Source organism: Mesorhizobium sp. M4A.F.Ca.ET.022.05.2.1, from assembly GCF_003998845.1.
Taxonomy (GTDB): Bacteria; Pseudomonadota; Alphaproteobacteria; order Rhizobiales; family Rhizobiaceae; genus Mesorhizobium.
The window spans coordinates 1-6068 of sequence record NZ_RZOJ01000364.1 but is presented as its reverse complement, the minus strand read 5'-3'; the positions used below and the strand labels follow the sequence as shown (position 1 = coordinate 6068).

The window sequence follows — 6068 nt, the reverse complement described above, 5'->3', positions numbered from 1 at the left end:
GCGTATCTCATGAATGAAGTCCTACCTGTCGCGGCGGAGGGCGTAGCGCTTCCCCTGCTGGAAGATGGCGATCAGCGGGCGCTGGTTATCGAATACAACGCCACGGCAGCGCCCTACCCGTCGGACAGGACGATCATCGATCTCTTCCGCGACCAGGTGGTGCGTAGTCCTGACGCCGAAGTGATCCGCTTCGGCGACTCAGCGCTGACGTATCAGCAGCTCGACGAACGCTCCAACCAGATGGCCGCGCATCTGAGCTCGACCGGCGTGGGGCCGGGTCGGATTGCCGTTGTGTTCATGGAGCACTCTCTTGAAGTCGTCGTCGCGATCTTAGGCGTCCTGAAGTCGGGCGCAGCCTATGTGCCGGTGGATGCGGCAACACCGAAGGGGCGTCTTGCGACAATCCTGAAGGACATTGCCGACGGGACCGACGGGCGGGCGCCGGTGGCGGTCACCCAGGCGCGTCTGCAGTCCGTCATTTCCCCGAACCTTGCCGACATTTTCGTGCTCGACGCCGATTTCGGGTCGATCTTGAATCAGCCGGACTCGGCCCGACCGTCGGCTGCCACTCCGGATGGCGCCGCCTATATCATCTTCACCTCCGGCTCGACCGGCACGCCCAAAGGCGTCGTGATCGAGCATCGGAGCCTGGTGAACTACATCTGGTGGGCCGCGCGGGTGTACAGTTCCGGCGAACGTCTCGCATGGCCGCTTTTCTCATCCCTCGCCTTCGACCTGACCGTCACGACGCTCTTCACGCCACTCATCACCGGTGGCCGCATCGTGGTCTATCTTGGTGATCCCGAGGTCCAGAGCATGGTCGTGCTCAAGGTCATCGACGACAATGCCGTCGATATCATGAAGCTGACGCCGGCGCATCTCGCGATGATCCGCGACCGCAATCTTGAGACCACAAGGCTGCGCAAGTTCATCGTGGGTGGCGAGGACTTCAAGGCCGGATTGGCTCGCGATATCACGAAAGCCATTCCCCATCCTATCGAGATCTACAACGAATACGGACCAACCGAAGCCACTGTGGGCTGCATGATACACCGTTTCGACATCGACCGGGATCAATCCGCATCGGTGCCGATCGGCGTTCCGGCCGCCAATGCGGGCATCTACGTCCTCAACAAGGCACATCAGCCCACCATCCCCGGCATTATCGGTGAGATGTTCATTGCCGGCGACGGCCTGGCGAGAGGTTATTTCAATCGCCCTGACCTCACTGACGAACGTTTCCTCACGGCCACCGATCCCCGAGACCGGTTTTCGAAGCTGCGGCTGTACAAGACGGGCGATCTCGCCCGCTGGAACGCGGAAGGGCGCATGGACTTTCTCGGCCGCGCCGATCATCAGGTTAAGGTTGGTGGCGCTCGTATCGAACTGGGCGAGATCGAAGCCCGGCTTCTGAAGCACCCGCATGTTCAGGAATGCGCCGTCGCTGCCATCGCCACCTCGGTGGTGAAACCAGCGATACAAACAATGGCCCAAAACGGCCATGTCGAACCGCCAGCGGTCGAAGACGGCATCGCACGACTTGTGGCCTATTATGTCTCGTCGAAACCTGTGACCGTGGCGGCCCTGCGCGCCCACCTTGCCGAAGAACTCCTGGAGTCCATGATTCCGACACACTATGTTCGCCTCGAACGGATGCCGCTCACGTCCAACGGGAAGATCGACCGCGCCTCGCTTCCCGAACCGACGGCGGAAAACATCCAGCCTGCACAAGACTTCGCCGCCCCCTCGACGGAGACCGAGAAGACGCTGGCCGCGCTGTGGTGCGATCTCCTCAAGGTCGAGTCGATCGGCCGTGACGACAACTTCTTTGGCCTGGGCGGGCAGTCGCTCTTGGTGATGCGGGCGGTGTCGCGCATGCAAAAGACCTTCGGGGTCGACGTGCAGCTTCGCAATCTCTTCGAGCGACCGACAGTGGCCGGACTGGCGGAATTGATCGACGCAATGCGCTGGGTGGCCGATTCCCAAGTCCCCTCACGCGAGGGACCGAGAGAGGAAATCGAACTCTAGCCTATCGGACGGCCCTCCGAATGGCCCTGGGGCGGATGAAGATGATGGACAAAGCTTGGGTACCTTCGCGTGGATCGGGGCTGCCTTGGGTAGCGGGGGAGTATGAGCTCTTACGGGACCAGGTCCGCCGGTTCGTCGAGGAGGAGATCAAGCCCTGCGCGGATCGCTGGGAAGAGGACGGGTTCATTCCCCGTAAGGTCCTGCGCCGCATGGGCGAACTCGGCTTCTTCGGCATCCGCTACCCGGCCGAGTATGGTGGTGCCGAGATGGACGCGGTTGCATCGACGGTCTTCGCCGAGGAGCTCGGGCGCTCGACCTATGGCGGCGCCGCCGATGCGATGCTGGTCCACAGCGACATGGCTTCCATGTACGTCTTTCACGACGGAACCAAAGCCCAGCGGGCCCGCTGGATGCCGGGCATTATCAGCGGCGAGGTGATCACCGCGGTCGCCATCACGGAGCCGGACGCGGGCTCGGACGTGAAGGCCATCCGCACGCGCGCGCTCCGAGAGGGCGACACTTACGTCCTCGATGGCACGAAGCTCTACATCACAAATGGCGTCCACGCAGATCTCTACTGCGTCGCCGCCAAGACTGATCCCTCGGCAGGAAGCAACGGAATCACGATGTTCCTCGTCGAGAAGGGCACGCCCGGGTTCAGCGTTGCCCGGGAGTTGGACAAGCACGGCTGGCGCTCCTCCGATACGGCGGAGCTCGTCTTCGACGGTTGCCGTATCCCCGCGGAGAACGTCCTCGGCGCGGAGGGACAGGGCTTCTACTCCATCATGCGCAACTTCCAGAACGAGCGCCTTGTCCTCGCGGCCATGGCGATAGGGACGGCCGAGGCGGCGATCGATATGACCCTCGCCTGGGTGAAAGCCCGCCGCGCATTCGGGGGCGTCCTATGGGACATGCAGGCGATCCGTCAACGTCTCGCGATGCTCTCTGCGAAGGTGGAGGCAGGCCGCCAGTTTCTCTATGCCACCGCTTGGCGCATGGCGGCCGACGAAGATTGCCTGCGCGAGATCTCGATGTTGAAGGCCATCTGCGGCGAACTCGTCAACGAGGTCGCCTATGCATGCGTGCAATTCCACGGCGCCATGGGCGTCATGCGCGAGAGTCCGATCGAGCGGATAACGCGTGACGCCCGCGTCCTAACCATCGCCGGCGGCGCGACGGAGGTGATGCTGGAGGTGGTCGCGTCGATGTCGTGAGCAAAACGCCGCCGCCACATCATGCGTCGCATGCAAACCCCAGCTCAAGGATCGCATCCTGGCCGCCATGCACGACATCTCAGGTCTTGAGCGACGAGGGGGGCGGTTCATCGTGCACAGGGCCGGCGGCAGAATCCAGATTCGTCGCGAAGGCCAAGATGAGGGCCGCACACGCACCCTCGATGCTGACGGCGAGCGTCCAGCCCAGGACCAGGCCTTGAAGTCCACCGAGCTTCGCTCCCGCGATCACGAAGCACAGCTCCAGCAATCCGCCAAGCGCGAACCAGCGAGATGCCTTGCGCATCCTGTCGCCCAACCGCGCCAGCGTGCAGGCATGAAATTTAAGCGTTGATCCCAGCAGGCTGAAGCCGAGGAAGCGCAGGCTCGATCCGGCGATCTCAGGATAGGCCGGATTGAAGACCGCCAGGATCGTCTGCGAATAGGTGAAGACGAAGACGGCGCAGACTAGCGAGAAGAGCAATGACGCCATCACCGACAAAAGGATGTCATGTCTGGATTGTTTCGGGCTCGCTCGCACTACGGGGAACAGGACCGTGGCCATGGCTGCGGGAATCAACGAGGCGATGGAGACCAACATCCACAAGCACACGAAGGCAGCATTGATGGCCGGCGACAGTAGAACCAGCACGAGGTAAGGCATGATGAGGCCCGGCGCCTGCAGGGCCACGTCGAGCGCGTAGTGGTCGAAGACCTTCTTGCGGAGCGTTTGGAGCAGTTGGAAGTCGGGAGGCCCAACGAGTTGACGCGCACCGCCGCGCGTCAACAGGTCCACGCCGACGAGGGACGCCAGCAGGCCGGCCGCCCAGCTCAGAAGAAGCGCGACATGGGAGGTGTAGCCGGCAGCCGCGGCGGCGGCGATCAGCATCAGCTTCAACATGCCGAACAGCACCAGCCGGATCATCCTGCCGGCGCTGCGCAGGTTGCCCAGGAATGCCTGGTCGGCCACGATGGCGAGAACGGTCAGGCCGCAGCCGAGGACGAACGCAATACCCTCGAACCAGCCGCCGATCAGCGCACTCGAGCTGTAGAAGTAGGCATGCCCGAGGACGAACAACAAGGCGAGGCCGACCGCCAGCGCCACCCCGACGCACGCTGCTGCGGCCACCAGGCCGCGCTCCCTGCCAGGATTCCGGACGATCTCGCCCACCAGCATGGTTCCGAGCCCCGCCTCGCCCAGCGTGCCGATAAGCCCCATCACGGACAGCAGCGCTGCGGTGTTGCCGATCACGTCCGGCGAAAACAGCCGCGCCGCGAGCCACCAATAGACAAACCCGAGGCCGGCCGCGGCAGTCGTTCCGATTGCCAGAGCGCCGGAATTCATTACGAGCGCGGCACTCTTTCGAAGCTCTCGACGCACGCGAACAATGGCCGTTCCGGCGCGGTCTACCGACATGGTTGCTGTCCCGAACCTTGCTGCGCCGGCACCGCGGACCTGGCGGCGGCTGGGCGCAGGACGTCCCGGTAGACCTGCTCGATCCGGGTCACCACCGCTCCGGCCTTGAGGCGCTCGACCTTGGCGAGGCTTGTCGCCTCCAGCCGGGCGAGCAAGGCGCGGTCCTCAAGAAGTGTCTGCATTGCGTTGGCGAGGGCCTGCGCGTCGCCGCTCGGCACGAGAAGGCCTGTTTCGCCATGGTCGACAATATCCGGCATGCCGCCGATGTCGGTTGCAACGACTGCCTTTCCGGACGCCATCGCTTCCATGATCACTGTCGCGCAGGCTTCTGGCCCCACCGACGGCAGCACGCCGAACAGTGAGCGCCGCCATGCATGCATGATGGCGGAATGCGGCCACATGTTGAAGACTAGAACGTTCGGCGGAAACTCGGTTGGCGTATCGGCGACCCGGCGCCCGACCAGGACAAGTTGCGGCGCACGCTCCAGGCTGGCATAGGCTTGCAGGAGAACGTCAATGCCTTTGAGGCGCGTCAAGTCGCCGACGAACAGGATGAATTCACTCCCGGGGAGTCCCCGCAGGCAGGCATCTTCCGGGCCAAGCACTTCGACATCGTCAGGCACGAAGTTGGGGATGACGTCGTAAGGAGCACGGCCTTGGGTGAGTCCGGTGTGACGGGCCACCGCGTGGCTCACTGCGATAAAGCGGTCCACCACGCGCCGAGCGGCGAAGCTCGATGCCCAGTTGCCCAAGCTGGTCGCGGCCGCCTTCACCGCGCCGTAATGCCCTGTTGCGCAGGGCAGGCACTTTGCCGGCGCTGGCCCACTGCAGAGATTGGCGCCCAAGTGCATGAAGTTCTTCTTCGCGCAGACAAGGCCGTAATCGTGGAGTGTAACCACGAGGCGTGCACCACTCAGACCTTTGAGCGGCAGGAAGGACGCGTAAATCCAGTTATGGGCGTGAACGATGTCCGGCTCCTCCCGGGCGACCAGCCGCTTCAGGGCAAGCACCAGTTCGGGATCCGGGAAGGGCGGTGCATGGCGGCGCTCGGGATCGGTGTGGAGGCCCGACAGCCGCTGGAGCGTGCCGCGCAGGCGATGCACGCGGACCGCGCCGTCCAGCTCGGTTTCGGGAGATCCGGGATGCATCAAGGTCCCGACGCTGACATGATGGCCCCGCTGCGCCAGAGCTGCGCCGAGATTGCGGACGTGCCGCTCCTCTCCCCCGATCACCGGGGGATAGAACTGCGACAGCAGCAGGATGCGCATGATCGAACCTCATTTCAGTTGCGCGGCACCAGCGTCGAAGCCCTGCGATAGAGCCGGTTATCCTCCGGTCGATAGAGCCGCGCCTCGGCCGTCTGGCGAGTTGCCAAGGCGGGCACCGGGATTTCCTGCGTCCAGGTGTCGCCC

The 6068-nt window shown here is 63.8% G+C and carries 4 protein-coding genes; 2 read left to right on the top strand and 2 right to left on the bottom strand.

All coding sequences use genetic code 11. The annotated features are described in order from the left end of the window. Both EN745_RS27595 and EN745_RS27590 read left to right on the top strand, forming a co-directional pair. Positions 1 to 2028: non-ribosomal peptide synthetase (locus EN745_RS27595; protein ID WP_127422712.1), on the top strand; the 2028-nt coding region annotated here is incomplete at its 5' end. Positions 2029 to 2069: 41 nt separating this feature from the next. Further along, positions 2070 to 3242, top strand: a complete 1173-nt coding sequence (locus EN745_RS27590) for an acyl-CoA dehydrogenase family protein (protein WP_245455549.1) — start codon at positions 2070 to 2072, stop codon at positions 3240 to 3242. Between the two features lie 79 nt (positions 3243 to 3321). Here the strand turns inward: EN745_RS27590 and EN745_RS27585 are convergent, their stop codons facing one another. Together EN745_RS27585 and EN745_RS27580 are read right to left on the bottom strand one after the other, a co-directional pair. Further along, positions 3322 to 4656, bottom strand: coding sequence for a hypothetical protein (locus EN745_RS27585; protein ID WP_126055871.1), 1335 nt, complete (start codon positions 4654 to 4656; stop codon positions 3322 to 3324). Beyond that, complete coding sequence (locus EN745_RS27580) at positions 4647 to 5924, bottom strand: glycosyltransferase family 4 protein (protein ID WP_126055872.1); 1278 nt, start codon at positions 5922 to 5924, stop codon at positions 4647 to 4649. Before EN745_RS27580 ends, EN745_RS27585 begins: the two co-directional genes overlap by 10 nt. Positions 5925 to 6068: the final 144 nt, after the last annotated feature.